At 33.6% G+C, this 24,114-nt stretch carries 21 protein-coding genes; 12 read left to right on the plus strand and 9 right to left on the minus strand.

Annotated features, from left to right (window positions below; all coding sequences use genetic code 11):
* Positions 1-56: 56 nt before the first annotated feature.
* A complete protein-coding gene (locus GR162_RS15320; RefSeq protein ID WP_160782862.1) occupies positions 57-971 on the minus strand; it encodes a S9 family peptidase in 915 nt (304 codons plus the stop codon).
* Between the two features lie 218 nt (positions 972-1,189).
* Between GR162_RS15320 and GR162_RS15325 the strand changes: the two genes are divergently transcribed.
* The 4 genes from GR162_RS15325 to GR162_RS15340 all read left to right on the plus strand — a co-directional run bounded on the left by GR162_RS15325 (position 1,190) and on the right by GR162_RS15340 (position 4,673).
* A complete protein-coding gene (locus tag GR162_RS15325) occupies positions 1,190-1,486 on the plus strand; it encodes a DUF493 family protein (RefSeq protein ID WP_066033683.1) in 297 nt (98 codons plus the stop codon).
* A 4-nt stretch (positions 1,487-1,490) separates the two neighbouring features.
* Positions 1,491-2,210: a DUF4290 domain-containing protein gene (locus tag GR162_RS15330; RefSeq protein ID WP_066033684.1), complete on the plus strand. Its 720-nt coding sequence runs from the start codon at positions 1,491-1,493 to the stop codon at positions 2,208-2,210.
* A 187-nt stretch (positions 2,211-2,397) separates the two neighbouring features.
* Positions 2,398-3,711, plus strand: a complete 1,314-nt coding sequence (murA, locus tag GR162_RS15335; RefSeq protein ID WP_160782863.1) for a UDP-N-acetylglucosamine 1-carboxyvinyltransferase — start codon at positions 2,398-2,400, stop codon at positions 3,709-3,711.
* Positions 3,712-3,797: 86 nt separating this feature from the next.
* Positions 3,798-4,673 (plus strand): cation diffusion facilitator family transporter, encoded by an 876-nt coding sequence (locus tag GR162_RS15340; protein ID WP_160782864.1) that lies wholly within the window; start codon positions 3,798-3,800, stop codon positions 4,671-4,673.
* 228 nt (positions 4,674-4,901) lie between these two features.
* On the opposite strand, the gene GR162_RS15345 is transcribed toward GR162_RS15340, so the two are convergent.
* From GR162_RS15345 to GR162_RS15355, 3 genes are all read right to left on the minus strand, one after another.
* The gene (locus GR162_RS15345; protein ID WP_160782865.1) at positions 4,902-7,391 is read right to left on the minus strand and encodes a DUF5686 and carboxypeptidase regulatory-like domain-containing protein; all 2,490 of its coding nucleotides are present in this window, start codon (positions 7,389-7,391) and stop codon (positions 4,902-4,904) included.
* Positions 7,392-7,515: 124 nt separating this feature from the next.
* Positions 7,516-7,929: a type II 3-dehydroquinate dehydratase gene (gene aroQ / locus GR162_RS15350; protein WP_066035150.1), complete on the minus strand. Its 414-nt coding sequence runs from the start codon at positions 7,927-7,929 to the stop codon at positions 7,516-7,518.
* Between the two features lie 133 nt (positions 7,930-8,062).
* Positions 8,063-8,620 carry a porin family protein gene (locus tag GR162_RS15355; protein ID WP_160782866.1) on the minus strand — a complete coding sequence of 186 codons (558 nt, stop codon included), beginning with the start codon at positions 8,618-8,620 and terminating at the stop codon, positions 8,063-8,065.
* A gap of 290 nt (positions 8,621-8,910) precedes the next feature.
* Between GR162_RS15355 and GR162_RS15360 the strand changes: the two genes are divergently transcribed.
* The 4 genes from GR162_RS15360 to GR162_RS15375 all read left to right on the plus strand — a co-directional run bounded on the left by GR162_RS15360 (position 8,911) and on the right by GR162_RS15375 (position 12,908).
* Entirely contained in the window at positions 8,911-9,471 is a 561-nt protein-coding gene (locus tag GR162_RS15360; protein ID WP_160782867.1) for an outer membrane beta-barrel protein, read from the plus strand.
* A 207-nt stretch (positions 9,472-9,678) separates the two neighbouring features.
* On the plus strand, positions 9,679-10,263 hold the full coding sequence (locus tag GR162_RS15365) for a porin family protein (protein WP_160782868.1): 585 nt from the start codon (positions 9,679-9,681) through the stop codon (positions 10,261-10,263).
* A gap of 76 nt (positions 10,264-10,339) precedes the next feature.
* Positions 10,340-11,236 (plus strand): site-specific tyrosine recombinase XerD, encoded by an 897-nt coding sequence (gene xerD / locus GR162_RS15370; protein ID WP_160782869.1) that lies wholly within the window; start codon positions 10,340-10,342, stop codon positions 11,234-11,236.
* 151 nt (positions 11,237-11,387) lie between these two features.
* Complete coding sequence (locus tag GR162_RS15375; RefSeq protein ID WP_160782870.1) at positions 11,388-12,908, plus strand: PAS domain-containing protein; 1,521 nt, start codon at positions 11,388-11,390, stop codon at positions 12,906-12,908.
* Positions 12,909-12,981: 73 nt separating this feature from the next.
* On the opposite strand, the gene rny is transcribed toward GR162_RS15375, so the two are convergent.
* From rny to GR162_RS15390, 3 genes are all read right to left on the minus strand, one after another.
* Complete coding sequence (rny, locus tag GR162_RS15380) at positions 12,982-14,541, minus strand: ribonuclease Y (protein WP_008464800.1); 1,560 nt, start codon at positions 14,539-14,541, stop codon at positions 12,982-12,984.
* A gap of 209 nt (positions 14,542-14,750) precedes the next feature.
* The gene (locus GR162_RS15385; protein WP_160782871.1) at positions 14,751-15,044 is read right to left on the minus strand and encodes a cell division protein ZapA; all 294 of its coding nucleotides are present in this window, start codon (positions 15,042-15,044) and stop codon (positions 14,751-14,753) included.
* Positions 15,045-15,048: 4 nt separating this feature from the next.
* Complete coding sequence (locus tag GR162_RS15390; RefSeq protein WP_160782872.1) at positions 15,049-15,339, minus strand: hypothetical protein; 291 nt, start codon at positions 15,337-15,339, stop codon at positions 15,049-15,051.
* A gap of 181 nt (positions 15,340-15,520) precedes the next feature.
* On the opposite strand from GR162_RS15390, the gene GR162_RS15395 reads away from it, so the two are divergent.
* Genes GR162_RS15395 through GR162_RS15410 form a run of 4 tightly spaced genes read left to right on the plus strand, consistent with a single transcriptional unit; the run spans position 15,521 to position 21,094 of the window.
* The gene (locus GR162_RS15395) at positions 15,521-17,203 is read left to right on the plus strand and encodes a M23 family metallopeptidase (protein ID WP_160782873.1); all 1,683 of its coding nucleotides are present in this window, start codon (positions 15,521-15,523) and stop codon (positions 17,201-17,203) included.
* Positions 17,204-17,215: 12 nt separating this feature from the next.
* On the plus strand, positions 17,216-19,681 hold the full coding sequence (locus tag GR162_RS15400) for a carboxypeptidase-like regulatory domain-containing protein (RefSeq protein WP_160782874.1): 2,466 nt from the start codon (positions 17,216-17,218) through the stop codon (positions 19,679-19,681).
* On the plus strand, positions 19,678-20,343 hold the full coding sequence (locus tag GR162_RS15405; RefSeq protein WP_160782875.1) for a hypothetical protein: 666 nt from the start codon (positions 19,678-19,680) through the stop codon (positions 20,341-20,343). The genes GR162_RS15400 and GR162_RS15405 overlap by 4 nt, the downstream gene beginning before the upstream one ends.
* Positions 20,344-20,374: 31 nt before the next feature.
* The gene (locus GR162_RS15410) at positions 20,375-21,094 is read left to right on the plus strand and encodes a hypothetical protein (RefSeq protein ID WP_160782876.1); all 720 of its coding nucleotides are present in this window, start codon (positions 20,375-20,377) and stop codon (positions 21,092-21,094) included.
* Between the two features lie 199 nt (positions 21,095-21,293).
* On the opposite strand, the gene GR162_RS15415 is transcribed toward GR162_RS15410, so the two are convergent.
* Both GR162_RS15415 and GR162_RS15420 read right to left on the minus strand, forming a co-directional pair.
* The gene (locus GR162_RS15415; RefSeq protein ID WP_160782877.1) at positions 21,294-21,995 is read right to left on the minus strand and encodes a DUF2971 domain-containing protein; all 702 of its coding nucleotides are present in this window, start codon (positions 21,993-21,995) and stop codon (positions 21,294-21,296) included.
* 126 nt (positions 21,996-22,121) lie between these two features.
* The gene (locus GR162_RS15420) at positions 22,122-23,951 is read right to left on the minus strand and encodes an ABC transporter ATP-binding protein (protein WP_160782878.1); all 1,830 of its coding nucleotides are present in this window, start codon (positions 23,949-23,951) and stop codon (positions 22,122-22,124) included.
* Positions 23,952-24,114: the final 163 nt, after the last annotated feature.

Consider the following 24,114-nt stretch of genomic DNA (forward strand, 5'->3'; position numbering starts at 1 on the left):
GGTTTTAACCAATAGGCTAAATGATTTCTTTTAAATCTCGGCTTTAGCCTAATAAACTATTCACAAAACAAATACTTCCCAGAACTTTTTCCATTTTTAGAAGGAATAATCAAATGCGATTGGAATTTTTTACCATTCAAAACATCATTCACAAAATCTAAAACATATTGCTGTCCTTGGTGAAAAAGATAGCCCGAAAATTCATGTCCGCCACCGCAAAAAGTAATCAGTTCGATGTCTTTATGTAGGTCGTTTATTTGATTGTAAACCGCATAAGAACCAAAAAGAATCAGCCAGCCAGAAGCATTTGTTGGGCAAGAACGATGCGAACCAGCCGCGTATGGAACGGTGTCATCATTACTTCCATGCGCCAGTAACATAGGAATCGCTTTTTCTTTTGTAATCAAATTAATGTCCTGAATTGCTCCCGAACCTCCAATGAATCCTTTGTATTTGAAGTTTTCAGGCAGATTCCTTTTATATAAATTCATCAATTTATAATCCCAAAACGAAGCATGGAAACCAATTTCGGCTCCGGCACTAATTCCAGAAATAAAAATTTTTGAAGTATCAAGATTGTATTTGTCTGCATTCTCAATCATGAAAGCTGTTGCTTGCCACATATCGCTCACGCCAATTTGAATCGCTTTTATTTTTTCGGTTAAAGTTCCTTTACAGCCAAAATCTTTTCCCTTCATGTATAAACTATACGAAATGCTCGCAACGGCATAGCCATTTTGTGACATGAACATTGCAAATTCTTTTTCGCTCGTGCGCTCTCCGCCAGAAAAGCCTCCACCAAAAGCAAACATGATCAAGGGAATTTTTTCATTAGATTTTTTCTTTGGCAGATATAAGTCTAAATCGAGTTTTAAAGTGTCGTTTTGGAAATAAGTAAGAGTTTTAACTTCTTGTGCGTTGCTGTTGTAAAAAGTGAAAAATGTAAAAAGTAAGAAGATGATTTTTTTCATTGTAATGTAACTTTGCGAAAGATTTCGGCAGATTATTTTCTCAAATATAAGCGTAAAATTTACAAAGAAATAATCTTCGATTGCATTTTTCTCTGCACCTTTGCGCCTTTATAACTTTGTTCCTTTAAAACAAAGTTTCAAGCTCAAAAAAAATCTAAAATCTAAACTCAGAAATCTAAATTCAAAAAGCGTATATTTGCGTTTATTTTTAATTACGAATGGAGAACGATAAAGAAAAAAATACAGCCGAATTTTACGAAAGATTAAAAGTTGAGCTAGATAACGCAAATACTTGGCCAGCAGAATATTTATACAAATTTATTGTGCCTTCTGTAGCAGACAATGTAGAGCGTGTTGAAAAAGCTTTTGATCGAATGGGAGCAGTTATCAAAACAACAAAATCTAAAACAGGTAAATTTACCAGTGTTTCTGTAGATGTTACGATGCACAGCTCAGATGATGTGATTAGTAAATACAAAGAAGTTTCTACAATAGAAGGTATAGTTTCATTATAAACTTATGATCGAAAAATATAAAAGAGAAGCCGCAAAAGATGTTGTCTACAATTTGGAATACAATTCTGAGAGACAGCGTTTGATTATTCCGGAATATGGCCGCCATTTACAAAAACTGATTGATCAGGCAACGGCTATTGAAGATGATGAAACGCGCAATAAAGCCGCAAAATACATCATTCAGGTTATGGGAAGTCTAAATCCGCATTTGCGTGATGTGCCCGATTTTCAGCATAAACTTTGGGATCAGCTTTTTATAATGTCTGATTTTAAATTGAATGTTGAGTCTCCTTACCCGATTCCGTCAAGAGATGTTTTGCAGCTTAAGCCAGAGATATTGCAGTATCCGCAAAATTTCCCGAAATACAGATTTTATGGCAATAATATCAAATACATGATAGAAGTTGCCAATAAATGGGAAGAAGGAGAGATGAAAAATGCTTTGGTAATGGTAATTGCCAATCACATGAAAAAATCTTTCTTAAGCTGGAACAAAGACACCGTAAAAGACGACGTTATTTTTGAGCATTTATATGAATTATCTGGCGGTAAAATCAATTTATTGCACAGTACAGAAGAGCTTTTAAACACAACAGATTTAATGCGTACCAATAAACGCATGTCTAATAAAACAGCTTCTGGAACACAGCCAAAAATCCAGAATAACAAAAACAACAAAGGCGGTCAAAAAAAGAATTTTCAAAAAAATAATAATCAGAAGTAAAAAAAGGTGCTAAGAGGCTAAGCTTCTAAGTTGCTAAGTTTTTTTACTTTGACACTTTAAAAAAACAAACAAAAACAAAAATAAAAAAAGCTGCTAAGCTGCTAAGCTACTAAGTTGCTGAGTTTTTTTACTTAGAATCTTAGAATCTCAGAATCTTAGAAACTTTGAAAGAACCTAAAAGAAATCTATGGGAATTTTTAAAATCGAAGGAGGAACTCCTTTAAAAGGAGAAATCACTCCGCAAGGAGCAAAGAATGAGGCATTACAAATTTTATGTGCCGTGCTTCTAACAGGAGAGAAAGTAAAAATTAATAACATTCCTGATATTATAGACATCAATAAATTAATCACTTTGTTGGGGAATTTAGGGGTGAAAATTCAACGTAACGAACCAGGTTCAATTACTTTTCAAGCTGATGAAGTTAATGTTGGATACTTAGAAACTGAAGCTTTCAAGAAAGAAGGTGGAGCGCTTCGTGGTTCTATTATGATTGTTGGTCCGCTTTTGGCTCGTTTCGGAAAAGGATATATTCCAAAACCAGGAGGAGATAAAATTGGTCGCCGTAGATTAGATACACACTTTGAAGGTTTCATTAACCTTGGAGCAAAATTCAGATACAATAGAGAAGATCATTTTTACGGAGTAGAAACTCCTGAAGAAGGTCTAAAAGGAACAGATATGCTTCTTGATGAAGCTTCTGTAACTGGAACTGCAAACATTGTAATGGCTGCTGTTTTAGCAAAAGGAAGAACTACAGTTTACAACGCTGCTTGTGAACCTTACTTGCAGCAATTGTGTAAAATGCTAAACTCTATGGGAGCTAAAATCACTGGAGTTGGATCTAACTTATTGACTATTGAAGGTGTTGAAAGCCTTGGAGGATGCGAGCATACAATTCTTCCTGATATGATTGAAATTGGTTCTTGGATTGGTCTTGCAGCTATGACAAAAAGCGAAATCACAATCAAAAATGTAAGTTGGGAAAACTTAGGGTTGATTCCAAATACTTTTAGAAAACTTGGAATTACAGTTGAAAAACGCAATGATGATATTTATATTCCTGCTCACACAAATGGGTACGAAGTAAAAACAGATATCGACGGTTCTATCTTGACTATTGCCGATGCACCATGGCCAGGATTTACGCCTGACTTGTTAAGTATTGTTTTAGTTGTCGCAACTCAAGCAAAAGGAGATGTTTTAATTCACCAAAAAATGTTCGAAAGCCGTTTATTCTTCGTGGATAAATTGATCGATATGGGAGCAAAAATTATGTTGTGTGATCCGCACAGAGCTGTGGTTATGGGGCATAATTTCGAATCTCAATTGAAAGCAACTACAATGTCTTCTCCTGATATTCGTGCGGGAATTTCATTATTAATTGCGGCGCTTTCTGCAAAAGGAACAAGCACAATCCAAAATATCGAGCAAATCGACCGTGGATATGAGCGTATCGATGAGCGTTTAAGAGCAATTGGCGCAAAAATTGTGAGAGCTTAAAAAGTTATAGCCACGAATTAACGAATTTTTATTTTCAAAGATTATAAAAAATAATTCGCGAATTCGTGGCGAAAAAAATAGTCTAAATGACAAACGAACAAAAAGCTGTTAAAGCTACTATTTTTAGTATAATAGGAAACACCTGCTTGGCCCTTATAAAAGGCTTAGCAGGTTTTTTTGGCAATTCTTATGCCTTAATTGCAGACGCTATTGAATCAACGACGGATATATTTGCGTCTTTTTTGGTGTTGTTTGGAATCAAATATTCGAATAAGCCTGCAGATGAAAACCATCCTTACGGGCATGGTCGTGCAGAACCTCTGATTACGTTTTTGGTTGTAGGTTTTTTGATTACTTCGGCAACTGTCATTGGTTACGAAAGTATTGCTAATATTGGCACTTCGCACGATTTGCCTAAATCTTGGACTTTGTATGTTTTAGGCGCCATTATTATTTGGAAAGAATACTCTTTCCGTTTGGTTATGAAAAGAAGCAAACAAACCAATAGCACGTCTTTAGCAGCCGACGCCTGGCACCATAGAAGCGATGCTATAACTTCTGTAGCGGCTTTTATCGGAATTTCGATTGCTTTAATTATGGGAAAAGGCTACGAATCTGCAGATGACTGGGCAGCACTTTTTGCAGCGTTTTTTATTCTTTACAATAGTTATAAAATTTTCAGACCTGCGCTTGGCGAAATTATGGACGAAAATCTAAATGAAGATTTGGTTGAAGAAATCCGTGTTGTAGCGCTTACAGTTCCCGGTATTTTAGGGACTGAAAAATGTTTTATCCGTAAAGCTGGAATGAAATACCATGTTGATCTGCATGCTATTGTTTCGGCAAAAATTTCGGTTAAAGAAGGGCACGATTTGGCACATAAACTGAAAGATACACTCAGAGAAAAAAATCCCGAATTAGGACATGTATTGATTCATGTTGAACCAGATGATTATAGTTAGTTTTTAAGTTGTAAAGGCTCAAAGGGACAAAGGGACAAAGGTTTTTTTATTAGAATCAATATTTTTTTGTCAGGCTGAGCGAAGTCGAAGCCCACGTAAAGAGAATCAAAATAAAAAAATCCGCATAAATCTGTAAAATCTGCGTGAAACCAGACATAAAGATTTAAGCGGATTTTTTATAAGATCGTAAGATAACTTTGTCCCTTTGAGCCTTTGTTCCTCTGCACCTTAATCCAACACATTCAAAATCTTCAATCCAAACACAACACCGTTTTGTTGGATTCCGCCTTGGTAAGAATGCACATAATCGATTCGGAATAATTTGAATTTTCCAAAACCTAGATTGTCTAAACCAACAGTAAATTCAGAGTATGGTTTTCGGTCGGGAATAGCTAAAGCATGAAAACCAATATTCATTGTTGACTTTAAAAGATTTAACAACGGAATTTTATTCATGATGAAGCCAGTGTCATTATATTCAGTGTGCATTTCAAAATAACTATCGTTTGTGCTGTTCGCATAATATGGCATCATGTTAAAGACATTCAAATAGCGATCACTTGTTCCGATATGAGTCTGGTTTCCATTAAAATGTCTATAATCGATAAACGAAATATTCTCGGCATTAAAGAATTTGCCAGCTCTAAAATTGGTTCCTAAAAGGCCTTTGTTTCCAAGCGATAAATCATATTGTACAGAAGCTCCAATTCGTTCATATTCGTACTTTTTTTCGCTTGCCGCGAATGCTTTTTCAAAAGCCAGATAAACTGTAGGATATTTATCGTTTTTAAAATTAAATCTTCCGTCAGGTCTTGATATGTATTTATTGCCAAAGTTGATTCTCGTTGTCACTAGAGATTTAAACAAATGATGCTGATCGAATGCAGGAGTGGTAAAATCGTTTGGCGCTAAAGGGTTATTTGAAGAATAAATATCATCTTTTTTAAAGAAAGAATAATCAGTAGTGTTGAAAAGCGGTTTACGCTGTTCGTAACCTATTTTTCCAGTAAGATTTATCCCATTTGCAATATCTTGTCCGTAATTGATTTCAACAAATTCCAAGTTGTACAGCTTCATATAATTGTCTTTAAAAAACAAAGAGCTGATAGAATTGATAAACTTACTGATGGGCTCAGCACTATTGAACTGAGCGGTTTTTACACCTCCAGAACCCCATATTGTGGCATAATTTATAGTATTGAAACGATGGCTAAATTGACCTATAGCACGAAAACGTTCGTCAGAAAAGCCATAATTGAAAGTCGTGCTTATTGAAGTGTTTGTTCCTTTTTCTTCATCCCATTTTGTAAAAGAAAAGCCAGAATCCAGATTAAAACCCTGAACAGTATTGAAACTCAAAGAAGCTATATTCAGTAAGCCTTTATAATCAAAAGAATATTTTTTGAATGTGTTTTTGTAGTCATAGCCCATTAAAATATCCCAAACCTTAAATTTGTTGTTTCTGGCATCAATAGAATCGGTATATTTTTTTGATTTTCTAATGGTCTGCAGACTGTCTTTCTTGGCATAATCTGAACTTTCTTCAAGAGTTAGCGGTATTGGGCGAATTTCATTCCAGAAATCATTATCTTTTTTGTTGGCATTAAGCTCAAACGCCACGATTTCGTTTCCAAATGTTTTCTTGTCAAAAGAATCAGGAAATTCATAATTTGAATAGACGTAATTGAAGTTTCCAGAAAATTTCACACCAAAAATACCCGCATTAAAAGAAAGAGTCTGAGCATTCTTAGACCAGATTTTATTTTTAGTATTGTAGCTAAAACTCTGTTTTAAGGTCATGATTTCTGTAAATTCATTTTTCATTCGATACCCTTTGATGTCGAGATCAATGGCATAAATCGCAAAACTGTCATCTACAATATAAATGTAACCTTCAAAAACTGGTTCTTTATCTCGTTTTGGAATAACTTTGATTTTATTAATTTGCTGGTTATTGTCGTCATAAAAAGTGCTTTCCAGCTTGTATTTGTAATAGTTGAAAGCATTGTCGGCAATAGGAGAGATGAGTTTTACATCAAAATCTAAAGTGTTGTCGTAAAAATCATAAGTCGATAAGGCGGCTGTGTTATAGCTATATCCGCGATTGTTTCCTGAAATTTTTGAAGCAATAATTTTTTCTTTTAGTTTATCTGGTTTTTCAAAAGTCACTTTCGAAATGGTTTCAGATAAATACAAAATTCCCGTTCCAGTAGAATCGAGATTCGAAGCCATGTCATCGCCCAATTCTACTTTTTTGCCTAGAATTTTTTTAGGAAGATCTTTAACTTTAAACATTCCTTTCGAATAAAAATCGGCTGTATATCTTCCTGTTTTATCTGAGTTTTCTTTTTTATTTGCTATGGCGCTTTTTATAATTGCGTTTGCAGGATTGTTTTTAGGATCAATGATTACTTCGTTTAAAGCAAAGCTTTCTTCTTGAAGGCTAACATCTACATTGACCATTCTTGTTGCGGCAAGAATAGTTACTTTTTTAGTTTTATAACCTAAATATTGGAAGGTAATGATGTTTCCGCCAATTTTTTTTACATTCAGCTGATATTTTCCCTGTTCATTTGTAGTGGTTCCAGCATAGGTGTTTTCTTCAAAAACCGATACAAAAGGCAACGGATTTCCTTTGTCATCAGTTACAGTTCCTCTTATTTGAGCAAAATTGGAAAGTGAAAAAAATAGAAAGGCAAATAAAGTATAGTTTCTCATGCAAATGTGGTATATCTTACAAAAATATAATAAGTTAAATCTGAGCTTATTAATAATTTGTTAAATTGAATGAGAATATATCATCCTGAGAGAAGTCGAAATTTTCGCTCAGAATGATATTGTGCTATAAAAAGGATTGAATAGCCAATTCGTAACTTTTTAGTCCGAAGCCTAAAATAACACCTTTTGCATTTCCAGATAAATACGATTGATGTCTAAAGCTTTCGCGCGCATATGTATTTGAAATATGAACCTCAATTACTGGTGTGGTAACGGCTTTCATAGCATCGCCCAAACCGATAGAAGTGTGTGTGTAAGCTCCAGCATTTAGAATAATGCCATCAAATGAAAAACCAACTTCTTGAATTTTGCCAATCAATTCGCCTTCAATATTGCTTTGGTAATATGAAAGTTCGATGTTTGGGAATTTTTGTTTCAACGTTTCAAAATAATCTTCAAAAGTCTGGCTTCCATAAACTTCTGGTTCGCGTTTTCCTAAAAGATTCAAATTCGGTCCGTTGATAATGCAGATTTTCATAAAGTAATTTTGTTTTAATTAGGTTGATGTGATGCATTTTACTTTTCACAATAAACATTTCACACATAAGTGTAAAAATAAAAAAACCGCACTAATAATTAGAGCGGTTTTTATAAAAGTATGTGATATTCTTTTAGAACATGAACCCAGCTGAAATCTGGAATACTGAGTTTTTAATATCTGCATTTTTAGATGCTTCTGTTAAACCTAAGCCATAACGACCTTGTAAAAAGATATTTTCAGTAAGTTTAACTCCTAACCCTGCGTTAAGACCAAATTCAAAAGTTTCACCATTCTTAACGTCAAAATCATTTCTTTCACTTACTAAGAAAGAAGCCTGTGGGCCAACTTCTAAGCTGAAAGTATTATTTAAATAGAATTTAGCCATTACTGGTATAGAGATATATCCTAGTTCATTTTTGATATCTTCACTTACATCACTAAATTTATAAGATGCACCAACAGTAGAGTATAAAAGCTCTGGCTGAATAGAGAATTTGTCTAATAATTTTACTTCAGCTACCAAACCTGCATGGTAACTAGTAATTCCATCTTTATTAATTTGGTCTGGAAAGTCTCCAGTTTGGCTAGCAAAGTTAACCCCTGCTTTTACCCCGAGCTTTAGTAATTGTGCGTTTACTGCCGCTGATGTTGCAATGAACATGACAGCTGCTAAAAGTATTTTCTTCATAAAAAGGTTTTTAAAAATTGGTGTTTTAAAATGTTATTTATAGATCAAAACTACATATTTAGCATTTTATTGCCTTATAATTTGGATTAAATAATTACTAAAATTCCCATTCAAATTGCTTTTTCTTATCTAAAAATCACCTTTTCTGCACTCAATTCTTTGATTTTCAATTAGTACATATTGATTTTATTTTTGTCTTATTTTAATACTTTTTAAACTTATTGCGGAGTGTGTTTTGTAAGTCTAATCTTAGTTTTGTCGAATATTAATCAAATAATATTTTAAAAATTATGAAAAAAATTGTTTTGGCTGCTATTGCAGTATTAGGCTTTACATTTGCTAATGCACAAACGGGAGGATTTGCAAAAGGAGATACATTTATTTCTGGAGCTTTGAATGTAAATTCTGAGAAAACGGGAGATGCAAAAAGCAGCGGTTTTACAATTGAGCCAAAGGTTGGGTACTTTGTCACTGAAAATATTGCAATCGGAGCAAAATTAGGATTTGGTTCAGATAAAGTAGGGGATGATAAAACAAATTCATTTACTGCTGGGGCTTTTGGTAGATACTATTTTACACCTGCTTCACAATTTTCAATCTACGGACAAGCAGGTCTAGATTTTACAAATTACAAACATAAGCCAGGAGATTTTAAATCGAATGAAATTGGAGCTAACCTTGGTTTAGGTTTAAGTTATTTCTTATCTAACCATTTTGCAATCGAAGCAACTTGGCTTGGTTTAGGATACAGCGTAAACAACAATGGAGGACATGGAGCTGACAAAACTAATAAGTTTGGTTTTGGAACAGACTTAAGAGATGTAAGCTTCGGAGTTGTTTATAAATTCTAAGTTAAAGAAACAGTTAGTTAATTTTAAAAGGCCTTCTCATTTTAGGGAAGGCTTTTTTGTTGTTGGAGAATTCTAATTTTAACTTGAGTTAATCTAAAATTAACAATTAGCGTAATAGTTACTATTTTATTTGTTAAATTCCTAATGTAGAATTATGAAGAATATTTTTATATTTGACTCGATTAATTTAACCCAAAACAAATTAGAATGAAAAAAATTATCTTATCTGCCATTGCTATTATGGCTTTTGCATTCACAAATGCTCAGGAAACAAGATTTGGAGTAAAAGGAGGTCTTAATATTTCAAGTATCGTTGGTGGCGATGTGAGAGATGCTAATGCATTAGTAGGATTTCACATTGGTGGTTTAGCTGAAATCCACTTAGTAGAAAAGTTTTATATTCAACCAGAGCTTTTGTTTTCCACACAAGGAGCGAAATTTGATAATGGTTTTGGAAATGATTTAGATATAAAATTAAACTATTTAAATATTCCTGTTCTGGCAAAATATTATATCGTTGACAAAAAATTTAGCGTAGAAGCTGGTCCGCAACTTGGTTTTTTGTTGTCAGAAAAATGGGATAATTCTGATTTTGATGGTGATGCGAAATCAGTAGATTTTGGTTTTAACTTTGGAGCAGGTTATAGTTTTACTGATAATTTTTCAGTCGGTCTTCGTTATACTGTGGGATTATCTCCTATTTGGGATGATAATATTGATGACTCAGGAGATTTGTATGACAGTGCAAAAAATGGTAATTTCCAGATTTCTGCAGCTTATAAATTTAATTAAAGAAATTAAAATATTTTAAGAACCTTCCTTTTTGAGGAAGGTTTTTTTATGCCAAAAAATCACTTACTTTGTGAGTATGAATTGGAGCAGATATATAAAAGATTATCAGTCGTATTTGAGGATAGAGAGAGGTTTGTCTAAAAATACGATCGAAAATTATGGTTTTGACATTGAACGTTTGTGTCTTTTTTTGGAAAGCAATCAAATTGATGTTTCACCAAAAAAAATTTCCGATGAAACTTTACAGCAGTTTATTTATTCAGTAGCTAAGGAGGTGAATCCAAGATCGCAGGCAAGAATTATTTCCGGCCTTAAAAGTTTTTTTAATTATCTGGTTTTTGAAGATTATCGAAACGACAATCCTTTAGAATTAATTGAAGCGCCTAAAACAGGCCGTAAATTGCCTGATACTTTATCGCTTCAGGAAATTGATGCATTGATCGAAACAATTGATTTAAGTACAAATGAAGGCGAGAGAAACAGAGCTATGCTCGAAACTTTGTACGGTTGCGGGTTACGTGTTTCTGAATTGATTACACTTAAAATTTCGGATCTTTTTTTTGATGAAGGTTTTATTAAAATTACTGGTAAAGGAAATAAGGAAAGATTTGTTCCAATTGGATCCTTAACTCAGAAATATATAGACATTTACAAAAATGCAGTTCGTTCAAATCTCAATATAAAAAAAGGTGCCGAAGATACTTTATTTTTAAATAGACGTGGAAATCAGTTAACGCGTGCCATGGTGTTTACTATTATCAAAGATCTTGCTCAGAAAATGGGGCTTAAAAAAAGTATTAGTCCGCATACCCTGAGGCATTCTTTTGCGACTCATTTGCTTGAAAACGGCGCTGACTTGAGATCAATTCAATTAATGCTGGGGCACGAATCTATTACAACAACTGAAATCTATGTGCATTTGGATCGCAGTTTTTTAAAGGAAGTGATGCATAGCTTTCATCCTAGAAAATAATTATTTTTATAATAGTCTGTGTTTTTGTTGGGAAAATTCATATATTGTGTTAAAATATTATTTTAATTAAAGTAAAAGCATTGACAGGTGAGTTTCGTTTTTTGCTTTTCTGAATAAGTTTGAATATCTTATTTACATAAAAGAGTAACATATGGTTTTTGATTTATATGGAAACGAAGATTGCTTAGAGGTAAATAATTTTTATAAAAAATTGTTGGCCGAAATGCCCGACCTGCTTTTTCAGTTTGTTATTGATACTGATAATAATTACTCATTCCCGCTTGTGAGCAAATCGGCAGATGAAATATTTGAACTTTCTGCGATTGATTTTAATAATGATATAAAGTTTATAGTTTACGATCGAATCTTACCTCAGGATCGTGAACTTTTTTTTCAGTCTTTAATCAAAGCCAGAAAAGAAATAAAACCTTGGGAAATAGAATTTAGAGCTACTCTTCCTAAAAAAGGAATTCGCTGGTTTAAAATTGTGGCAAAAACAGAATCTGCGACAAACGGAAATGTGATTTTTTATGGCCATGTTTCGGATATTACCGACTTGAAAGATAAAGAAGAAAAGCTTAGGATTTCAGAAGAACGTTTTCAATTTGCTTTAGATGCTTCTACTGCCGGAATTTGGGATTGGGATATGGTTACTAACAGGGTTTTTTACTCTTCTTTGTCTCTTAAAATTTTAGAATTAGAATCGACTGATATTTTTGATGATCCTGAACGATGGGATAAAATTGTGCATCCAGATGATCTTCCAAAATATTATTCGGATATTCATGAACATTTTGACAATAAGATTCCGTTTTATGAAAATTATCATCGTGTAATGACTTCCAGCGGTAATTACAAATGGATTTTAGACCGCGGCAAAGTAATTAAACGCGATGAAAACGGAAAACCTTTGCGCGTAATTGGGACGCATACCGATGTTTCGGCTCAGAAAGAAAAAGAGCTGGAGCTTATGAAAACAATGAAGTTGTATAGCGATCAAAATAGCCGTTTATTGAACTTCTCACATATTGTTTCTCATAACCTAAATACTCAGGCTGGAAATATAAAATCGATTTTAGATCTTATTGATGCAGATGTCAGTAAACAGACCGTGACAGAAATGCTGGAATATTTACGCACTGTTTCTAACGATCTGAATGAAACTATTTCGAATCTCACCCAAATTGTAAAAACGCAGAGTAATATTAATATTGCGGTAGTGCCGCTAAAACTTTGCGAATATATCGAGAAAACTATTTCAACGATTAAAGGGTATCATAAAGAACGAAAAGTTACGATCATCAATAACGTACCGAAGTATTTGACGGTTAATTTTAATCCGGCTTACATGGAAAGCGTTTTGCTGAATTTTACGACAAACGCAATTAAATATGCGCATCCAGATCGTGATCCTGTAATTACTTTTGATTTTGCTATTGAGCCTGAAGGTTTTAAATCCCTTAAAATAACAGATAATGGTCTCGGAATCGATTTGAAAGTCTATGGCGATTTGCTGTTTGGTATGTATAAAACCTTTCATAAACATGAAGAAGCGCGAGGTATTGGATTATACATTACAAGAAATCAAATTGAAGCAATGAAAGGAACTGTTGAAGTAGAAAGTGAAGTGGGAGTAGGGACAAGTTTTAAAATCATTTTTAATGATATGTAAGCTTGCAAAGAGCTAAATAAAAATAAAGGCTGTCAATTGACAGCCTTTATTTTTTCTATTATTTTTTCCAAGATTATTTAGCAATGTTTACAGCTCTAGTTTCTCTAATAACTGTAACTTTTACCTGTCCAGGATAAGTCATCTCTGTTTGGATTTTTTGTGAAATTTCGAAAGATAGATTTGCTGCGTTATCATCAGAAACTTTTTCGCTTTCTACAATTACACGAAGCTCTCTACCAGCTTGGATCGCATAAGCATTTTTAACTCCACTGAATCCGTATGCCACGTCTTCAAGATCTTTTAGTCGCTGGATGTAAGAGTCAAGAACCTGACGTCTAGCGCCTGGTCTAGCTCCAGAAATAGCATCACAAACCTGAATAATTGGAGATAATAAAGACTTCATTTCAATCTCGTCGTGGTGAGCTCCAATCGCATTGCATACTTCTTCTTTTTCACCATATTTCTCAGCCCATTGCATACCTAAAAGTGCGTGTGGCAAATCGCTTTCTGTATCTGGCACTTTTCCAATATCGTGTAATAAACCAGCTCTTTTTGCGAGTTTTACGTTCAGTCCTAATTCTGCCGCCATGATACCGCAAAGTTTAGAAACTTCTCTTGAGTGCTGTAATAAGTTTTGTCCGTAAGAAGAACGATATTTCATTCTACCCACAACTTTAATTAATTCTGGGTGTAAACCGTGAATTCCTAAGTCGATTACAGTACGTTTTCCAACTTCGATAATTTCGTCATCGATTTGTTTGGCAGTTTTAGCCACAACTTCTTCAATTCTTGCTGGGTGAATACGTCCGTCAGTTACTAATTTGTGTAAAGATAAACGAGCAATTTCTCTACGAACAGGATCAAAACAAGAAAGGATAATTGCTTCTGGCGTATCGTCAACAATGATTTCCACTCCAGTTGCAGCTTCAAGCGCTCTAATGTTACGTCCTTCACGTCCAATAATTCTACCTTTAACATCATCAGATTCAATATTGAAAACAGATACACAGTTTTCAACTGCTTCTTCCGTTCCAACTCTTTGAATAGTATTAATGATGATTTTTTTAGCTTCTTGCTGTGCAGTCAATTTTGCCTCTTCAATCGTTTCTTGAATATGAGACATTGCTTTGGTTTTAGCTTCAGCTTTTAAGCCTTCTACCAATTGTTCTTTAGCTTCTTCAGCAGAAAGGCCAGAAATTACCTCTAGCTGCTGTAGCTGGCTTTTGTGAAGTTTGTCAACTTCAGCTTGTTTTTTGTCTAGAAGCTCGATTTTATTGTTGTATTCAGCTGTTTTAGCTTCAAAATCTTCGTTTATTTTTTTAGCTTTAGAAAGTTCATTAGAAACTTGAGATTCTTTATCGCGAACGCGTTTTTCTACTTCAGCAACTTTTTTATCGCGTGCTAAAATAACTTGTTCGTGTTCTGATTTAAGTTCGATAAAACGCTCTTTTGCCTGAAGAATTTTATCTTTTTTGATATTTTCTGCTTCTAAATTAGCGTCTTTTAAGATAGAAGCAGCTTCTTTTTTAGCGTTTTTAATTAGGTTTGAAATATTACTTTTCTCGATAATTTTAGCTATTGCAAATCCTGCCGCAATACCTACAATACCAATAATGATCGTTATGATGTCCATGTTTGTTAGGGTTTATATATAAAAAAAGCCTACATTAATTGCTTGTATAAACTCGTAAAGACAAGTTTTGAGCTAACTCACTGTTCAAGTTTCCCAGCCAAAAGGAGGGCATACTATAGTAGCGACGATTTGCTCATTCTAAATTGTTAGTGTTGAGTTTACCAAATGTGAACTAATGTAGGCAGTATCTTAGTTTCTGTAAAGAACGTTTAATTTTCGAGATATTGATCTAAAAGCGTATTTAATCTTTTAATTCTTTCGATAGTCTCTTCTCCATCGATTGCATTATCAATCTGTTTTTGTTCTACCTGTGATGCAAATTGCAATGCACACATAGCTAGAACATCTTGTTTGTCACGAACCGCGTAATTTTCTTCGAACTGCTTAATCATGGCATCAATTTTTTTAGAAGCACTTCTAAGTCCTTCTTCCTGAGTGGGTTCAACCGTAAGTGGGTAAACGCGGTCGGCAATTGATATTTTAATTCTAAGCTTTCCGTCCATGTTATTAATCTGATAGTTGCGCTATGCAGTAATCGATTTCGCGAATTAATGAATTTATTTTAAGCTTTGTCTCTCTCTTGTTATTGTCGCTGCCGAGCAACGAATTGGCTATCTTAAGTGTTTCATTTTGCTTTTTCAAAGCTTCCATTTCCTCAGATTGTTTCTGGATAATTTGCGCAGCTTTGGCTAATTCTAATCGTAATACTTGATTGTTTTGTTCCAAAACTTTTGATTTCTCAAAAAGCTTTTCAACTTTATATTCAAGAGTATCAATTATTTCTGCAATTACACTCATTATACATCCTATTCATTACTTAATCCTACAAAGTTAATATTCCTTTTTATTAATGCAATTTTTTATCGATTTTTTTGCATTATTTTAGATAAATATATTGTAATTCAATCAATTGGGTTTTTGAAGCTTTTTTCTTGCTTTTATTGGCTTATTTTTGCTTATCTTAGCAAAAATGTTGTTTATGAGATTATATGTACTTGCCCTTTTAATTTGTAATTCTGTGTTTGCTCAAACACAATATCCTAAAGATTATTTCCGTCCCCCATTAGATATTCCAATGCAGCTTTCTGGCAATTTTGGAGAATTAAGACCTAATCACTTTCATGCGGGTTTTGATTTAAAAACCAACCAGAGAGAAGGTTTGACTGTACATGCGATCGCAGATGGCTATGTTTCGAGAATAAAAATTTCGACTTTTGGAAACGGAAAATGCATTTACATTACACATCCAAATGGATATACTTCTGTCTACGGACATTTGCAAACGCCAACTGGGGCAATTTTAGATTACGTAAAAAAAACGCATTACAAAGAAAAAGCCTATGAGATTGAAATGTTTCCAAAGCCAGACGAGCTTCCCGTAAAAAAAGGAGATATAATTGGGCTTTCGGGGAATACGGGTTCATCAGAAGGACCGCATCTTCATTTTGAAATAAGAGACACAAAAACGGAGTTTGTTATCAATCCGATTTTCTTTGGCTTTGACCAAAATTTAAAAGACACCAAGAAGCCAACTTTGTCTAGTTTGTATGTTTATCCGTTAGATAATGCTACGGTCAATCAGTCAAAACAGCCTTTGCTGGTAAGCATGGCGCTCCAAAAAGATGGGACTTATTTAGCGTCTAAAATTAAAGCAAATGGAAAAATCGGATTTGGGATAAATGCTATTGATACTGATGATGTTTCACACAATAGAAATGGTGTTTTTAATGTTACATCTTTCGTAAATGGCGATCCAAATTATAACTATCAATTTAATACCTATTCGTTTGACGAGATGCGCTATATCAATGCTTTTATTGATTATGCTCGATATAAAAAAACAGGGCAGCGCGTACAGAAACTTTTTATGAAAACGCCTTTTGCTTTAAGTATTATCAAAACAGATTCTTTACGAGGTATTTTAAAAGCAGAACCTAATGTAACTACAAATTACAAGATTGAGGTTTCGGATTATTTTGGAAACATGAACTCGGTTACAGTCCCAATTGAGTTTGATGGTGCAACACCGCTTGTAGAAGCGGGACCAGCAAACGGACAGTATTTTATAAAATATAATAGAGATGCTAATTTTGAAAAAGATAATATGTCGGTTTTCTTTCCAGCTGGAACTTTTTATGATGATTTCAATATGGATTTTGATGTCAGAAATAATAAAATTTTTATTCATGACGATACCGTTCCAGTGCATTCTAATTTTACCATCACGATAAAAGACGATACTTATCAAGAATCCTTGCGAGATAAACTTTATATCGGAAAGGGAACAAGCTATAATGGAACAATCAGAAAAGGTGATGTTTTTACTGCGAAGGCAAAAATATTGGGAACTTATGGTTTAGTTCTGGATACGATACCGCCAGTGGTTAAAATTGCTAAACCAATTGAAGGAAAATGGATTAGCGATCAAAAGAAAATAGATTTTACAATAAGCGATTCCTTATCTGGAATAAAATCTTATAACGGTTATTTGAACGGAAGTTGGGTTTTATTTGAATATGAAAATAAGGCCAGAAGAATTACCCATGTTTTTGATGATCAATATTTGGCAGAAGGTGAAAACGTATTAAAAGTTGAAGTTGTTGATAATGTAGGAAATACTACTATCTTTGAAACTCGTTTTTTTAGAAGTCAACAAAAATAAAACCCAAAATCTTTGAGTTACAACAGGTTTACATTCGTTTTTCTTTTTTTATTTATCAGCTGTATCGCATTGGCTCAAAACGCTCGTATTAAAGGGCTGATTTTAGATGCAGAAAAAAATCCAGTTTCGGGTGTAAATATTTCTTCGCAAGATAATACTGCGCAGTCTGATTCAAATGGTTTTTATGAAATTGTAATTCCATCAAACAAAAAAGTCTCTTTGATTTTTACTCATGTTTCTTTAAAAATGATGAGCTTGACAGTGAATTTGAAAACAAATGAAGTTTTTGTTTTTAATCCGATTATGAGTAATTCTGAGGAACAAATGGGGGAAGTCTTTGTTTCTTCTGGAAACAGAAAGCGCGTTCAAGGGATTATGTCGGTTGATACTGAAACTATAAAAAAGATTCCAGGTGCAAATGCCGGAATCGAAAATATTCTAAAAACACTTCCTGGCGTTAATTCAAATAACGAATTGAGTTCGCAATATATGGTTCGTGGAGGAAATTACGATGAAAATCTTGTTTATGTAAATGAAGTAGAAGTGTATCGTCCGTTTTTAATCCGTTCAGGACAACAGGAAGGTTTAAGTTTTACAAATACGGACTTGGTTCAAAACGTTGAATTTTCTGCAGGCGGATTTCAAGCCAAGTTTGGAGATAAATTGTCTTCTGTTTTAGATATCACATACCGCAAGCCAAAAGAATTTGGAGCTGCTTTTGAAGCCAGTTTTTTAGGAGGAAGCGCTGCGGTCGATTTGGTTTCTAAAAATAAAAAATGGTCTGCCGTAACTGGAGTCCGTTACAGAAATAATAGCCTTTTAGTAAATAGTCAAGACACAGAAACTAATTACAAACCCACTTTTGCCGATATTCAAACCAATGTGAATTATGATATTTCTGAAAAGTGGCAAATGAGTTTTTTAGGAAACATTTCTCAGAATAAATATTCGTATGAACCGTTAGTGCGTCAAACTAATTTTGGAACTGCAGATCAGCCAATGGCACTCGCAGTTTATTACGACGGGCAGGAAAAAGATCAATATGATACTTATTTTGGAGCTTTAAAAACGACTTATAAAGCATCACATACGCTTACTCTAAAATTAATTGGCTCTTTATTTCATACGACGGAACAAGAACATTTTGATATTTTGGCGCAATATCGTTTAGGAAATGTAGACGCTGAAGATCCAGAAAATGCATCTGCAGTTGATTTTACTCGCGGAATAGGCTCTCAGTTAAACCATGCCCGGAATGATCTTGATGCCTTAATTGCCAATATTGAATTGAAAGGAATTAAAAACTGGAAAGAAAGCCAGTTGGAATTTGGTATAAAATATACCAGAGAATCTATCCGAGATCGAGTAGTGGAGTGGGAAGTAATCGATTCTGCTGGGTTTTCTATCAATCCGCCTTTGGTAATTCTGCCTAAAAACAACGAACCATATTCGCCTTATACAGGTCCGCTTTTGCCATACCAAAATATCCGTGCAACAAACTTTAATACCATAAATAGATTTTCGGGTTATGCGCAATGGAACAAACAATCGGAAATTGGTTCAAGCCAGATTTGGTATCATTTGGGAGCACGTTTTCAAGGATGGAATGTTTCTGGAGCTATAGAAGAAGGAAAAACACAATTTGTAGTAAGTCCGCGCGCGCAATTTGCCATAAAGCCAGATTGGGATCGCGATATGGTTTTTAGAATTTCGGGCGGATTGTATCATCAGCCGCCGTTTTATAGGGAATTGCGAGATTTAGGAGGAGTCGTAAATCCGAATGTGAAAGCTCAAGAAGCAATTCATATAGTTTTAGGAAATGATTATAATTTTAGAATGTGGAATCGTCCTTTTAAATGGGTGACCGAACTGTATTATAAATCGCTTTCTGATGTAAATGTGTATTCAATTGACAATGTCCGAATTCGTTATGTTGCCAATAACAATGCAAAAGCTTATGCACAAGGTCTTGATTTTAGATTAAATGGAGAATTTGTGCCAGGAACAGAATCTTGGGTAAGTTTTGGGTATATGAAAACGGAGGAGAATTACGAAAACAAAGGTTATATTGCTCGTCCGACAGATCAGCGTTTGAAATTTGCGATGCTGTTTCAAGATTATATGCCGAATATTCCAAGTATAAAAGTGTATTTGAATTTGGTTTATAATACCGGTTTGCCAGGCGGTGCGCCAGCCTATTCAGATCCGTATTTATATCAAAATAGATTGAACGATTACAGAAGAGCGGATATTGGTTTTGCAAAGGTTTTTGTAGACGCTAGTACGCAGAATACAAAAAAAGGCTGGCTGAAAAACTTTAAAGAATTGGCTGTTGGATTGGAAATTTTCAATCTTTTCAATAATCAAAATGCGATTACAAATACTTGGGTTCGTGATGTATATTCAAAAAATCAATATGCGATTCCAACTTATATGACTTCGAGGGTTTTTAACGTTAAGATAAATGCGAGGTTATGATAAAACAACGTGAAAAAAGAAAAAAGATTTTTTACGTTCCAGGAATGATTTCTTTGGTTTTGATTCCGTTGTTTTGTTTGTATCATTTTTACAAAGTTGATGCTTTTAAGGTTTGTCATGGGATAGAATTGTATATTCCCCATGGTAATGAATTCGAAGAGTACAAATTTGCTACTCTACGTAAGTATAAAGTATTTAATTTTGATGGAGGCCAATTGGAGAATAAGAAATTGGAAGAAATGAGGCTTTATCTTAGGAAGTTACGAACTGAAAAAGATACTATAAATGGGATTAGAATGCATTTTGGTTCAGGATCTCAATATCAAACATTTATTACCACTTTGGATATTTTGTTTGAAGAAGAAGCTCCTACTTGGATAACAAATAAAGATGATATTTATGTTTTAGGGAGTAGTAATACTTATAAAAAAGTTAAAGATACCATTGAGCATCATGTCATGAATTGTGGTACAGGGGAATTAATGAGGCAGCAGGCTTACTTTGAGCAAAAAAATAAAAAAGAAGAAGAAGCGCGAACTTTTCAAATTTCTTTTTTTGCTCAAAAATGGCAATTAATCTTTTGTGGATATTTTCCTCTTGTTCTTCTCAATATCTTTGCACTAGTAAAATTCAATAAAACTCAAAAATACAATCAAAAATAGTATATTTGATAATCGTATATAATCATTGTAGATGAAAAAGTATTTTAAATATATCGCGCTAATACTTGTCGGAACAGTCATAAGCTGTCGAGAGGAAGTTCAGAAACCAAAAGTAAGTTATGGCGCTTCAAACAAAGTAAGTGTTACTAAAGCCGATACAACTCAAATTGAAATTGCAGATTTGCCAATTCAACTGGAAGGAACTAGTTATTTAATACATCCAGTTGGAGATTTAAGGGTTTTTGAAAGAGGATCTAAAGCAAGATTTGGTACTTCGAGCGTAAATGACGTGAGCTTTACAATTTCTAATTTAGGCGAATATGAAATTACAGGGTATCTGCAGAATTTAAAATTCCAAAAAGTAGATTCAGATTCTATCCGACCTTTATCTGATAAACCAATTTTGATTTTAACGGCTACGTATTTGAAAACGGTTGCCGATAAAACGCATAATAATGTTATGGTTTACACGCTGACAGATTCAGATACCAACAAAGATGGGAAAATTGATACTAGTGATATTAAAACGTTATACTTAAGCGATATAAGCGGAGAAAACTTCACCAAAGTTTCAGCTGATTTGCAAGAGTTGGTAGATTGGAGTTTAATTGAGTCTAAAAACCGTCTGTATTTTAGAACAATTGAAGATACCAACCAAAATGGCCAGTTTGATAAAAATGATGTTTTGCATTACAATTATATAGATTTGGCTTCTAAAAAATGGGAAGTGAAGTCTTATAAGCCTATTTAAAAGGTGCTAAGGTTCTAAGGTTTTGCCACAGATTAAAAGGATTATAAAGATTTTTTAAATTCTTTTATAAAATATAGAAGGCGTATAGAAAAATTTAATTTTTCTTTACGCCTTTCTTATTTAGGTGCAGAAAGAAATCAATTTAATCTTTTTAATCTGTGGCAAGAGAAAAAAATCAGCGCCTCAGTATCTTAGCATCTTAAATTAAAATATCACTCTCCAGATCAGATTTTTCAATTTCGAAACCAAAACCTAAGCGTTCTACCAATTCAATTACGAGCTTTTTGTACCAATTTTCAGATTTTGGATGAATGTATATTTTTTCGATCAATTGATTGATGTCGACATTTATTTTTAATCCGTCATTTAATTTGATGCCGCTTTTTGAAGTGTCGCTCAGGATACGGACTTCTCTTTCGTATTGAAAACTTTTTCTTTTAAACAAAAACGGGAAGAATAAATCTTCAAACGGAATGTATTCTTTTTTGTAGTCAATGTAGTTTACTTCGCCAATATACTGATCAAAATTGTTTTCAGGCTTTACTGCTTTTTGAAGTCTGCCGATAGTAGATTGAATAGCTAAACCTTCATTGTTTTTGGTGAAAATCTGCCACATGGCAAAAGATTCATATTCGTTAATATGCCAACTGCTAATCGCTACTTTTTCGCGATGCGTTTTGTAGTAATTTAAAAATTCAGGATTATCTACTGCAAGTTTTTTAATTTCCTCGTAAGTTGGTTCGCTAAAAGTGCCTTCGTATTGGTCTTCAAATTTATCCGACCGTGACATGAATAGTTTTTTCGAAAGCAGTAAGTCAAGAAATTTAGATAAGTCCAGATATTTCCAAACAATAGTATCGGGATCGTCAGGAAGTTTTATGTTGGGGTTGTTAAGATACATTTTCTGAAAGAATTAAATTTCAATCTTTAACTATCCTAAAGTTATAAAAATAAACACAGATTAAAGAAATTAAACTGAGTTTTAATATTTCCTTAATCTGTGTTAGATTATTTTTATGTGAAAAACTTACGATTCGAAAGACTGCATTGTTACCAGCTTATTGTAAGTTCCATTTTTTGCAATTAATTCATCGTGTGTTCCTTGCTCAACGATTTTTCCTTTTTGCATTACCACTATCACATCTGCTTTTTGAATTGTAGAAAGACGGTGTGCAATTACAATCGATGTTCTGTTTTGCATCATGTTTTCTAGTGCAACCTGAACAAATTTTTCGCTTTCTGTATCCAATGCAGATGTTGCTTCGTCCAAAATCATAATCGGTGGATTTTTCAATACAGCACGAGCAATAGATAGACGCTGTTTTTGACCTCCTGAAAGTTTATTTCCGCTGTCTCCGATATTGGTGTAAATGCCTTTTGGAAGATCTTTAACGAACTCGTAAGCATTTGCGATTTTTAAAGCTTCGATAATTTCATCATCAGTAGCGTCTAATTTCCCTAAAGAAATATTGGCTTTTATCGTATCATTAAACAAAATGCTGTCTTGCGTTACCAATCCCATCAAACTGCGAAGTGAATGCAGATTCATGTCTTTAATGTTGATTCCGTCTATAGCTATAGAACCTTCGTTTACATCATAAAAACGAGTAAGCAGGTTTGCAATAGTACTTTTCCCGCTTCCAGATTGTCCAACAAGTGCAACAGTTTGTCCTTTTTTAATTTCAAGAGAAAAGTCTTTTAAAACATTTTCATTTTCATATTTAAAGTTGATATTCTGAACGCTGATGTTGTTGTCAAACGTTGTTTTTTCGATTGCGTTTTCTTTGGAAACAATAATATTTTCCTGATTTAGAACTTCAAGAACACGTTCTGCGGCAGCATTTCCTCTTTTTACTCCATAAGAGGCTTTAGAAATTGCTTTTGCAGGTGTCAAAATGTTGTAAGCTAAGCTCATGTATCCAATAAAAGATGCGGCGTCTAATGTTTTATCGATTAAAACCATTTGGCCTCCAAACCATAATAATATTGTAATAACTAAAATTCCCATGAATTCACTCGCAGGAGAGGCAAGGTTTTGTCGATTTCCAATACTGTTAGATAATTTAAAAAATCGGTCAGTAGAATTTTGGAATACTGTATTAAAATAATTTTCAGCGTTGTATCCTTTTACAACTTTTAAACCGCCAATTGTTTCTTCAATTGTAGATAAAAATGTGCCTTGTTCCTGCTGAGCTTTTGTTGATTGTTTTTTAAGCTGTTTTCCAATTAAAGAAATTAAGTATCCTGAAATTGGGATGAAAACAAAAACAAATACAGTTAGTTTAACACTAATGTATAGCATTGCAAAAATGGTGAAAATTATGGTTAATGGCTCTTTTACAATAAGTTCAAGAATAGCCAGAAACGAGGTTTGTACTTCATTGACATCACCAGATATTCTTGAAATTACATCTCCTTTTCTTTTTTCAGAATAAAAAGCCAAAGGCAGTTCAAGTGTTTTTTTATACATTGCATTACGCATATCTCTTAGTATTCCGTTGCGTAAGAAATTGATAAAAAACATTGCAAGATAATCACATAAGTTTTTTAATAAGAAAATGGCAATAATAACAGCCACCATTATGGCTAAAGTATGGCCAGCTCCGTATGTATCTGTTGTTGTTGTTATGAAATAGCTCAAAGAGTCTTGGGCGTATTCCTTGATTTTGCTTATTTCTGTATATACTGGTTTTATAGTGTTTCTTTTGGTTTGGTCAAATAAGACTTGAATCATTGGAATTAATGATACAAAAGATAAAGTGCTAAATAGCGCATACAGTACATTAAAGAAAATATTTAAGAAAGCGTATTTTTTATATGGGTATATAAAAGGAACTATTTTTTTAAAATTACTCATTTATTTTTGGATGTTATTTTTTTTTTGCTTGGTTATGCTTGCTTGAGTTCTAGCATTATGTTTTTTGTTGAAAGAATTCGCGTTAACGAATTTTTACTGCACAAAATTAATCCAATTGGATTGTTTTCAATTTCTTTTAGGTTTTTTTTATAAAAAAAACTCT

It is taken from the genome of Flavobacterium sp. HBTb2-11-1 (assembly GCF_009826975.1).
In the GTDB taxonomy this organism is placed as follows: domain Bacteria; phylum Bacteroidota; class Bacteroidia; order Flavobacteriales; family Flavobacteriaceae; genus Flavobacterium.